The following is a 239-nucleotide window of genomic DNA, read 5'->3' on the forward strand; positions in this document are numbered from 1 at the left end:
CCGTTAATGCGGGATAAACAGTCCTGTTGTGTACAGGGCTTTTCTTATAGCACTCCAATTTGCTAAAACAAAAAATGAACATCCCTTTCATGACAGTTATCTAAAACTCCCAAAAAGAATGTTCATTAGTTTGTATATCAATCACTTATTGGCTAAGCAAGCTTTTATACTCACTTTTCTTTTATAAACAAAACTACTTCATTTATTCCTACTGTTATTTTTAGCTCGCCTTATGTTCA

The sequence above is a fragment of the Bacillus sp. JJ864 genome (assembly GCF_036963045.1).
GTDB classification, from domain to species: Bacteria; Bacillota; Bacilli; order Bacillales; family Bacillaceae_G; genus Bacillus_A; species Bacillus_A pseudomycoides_C.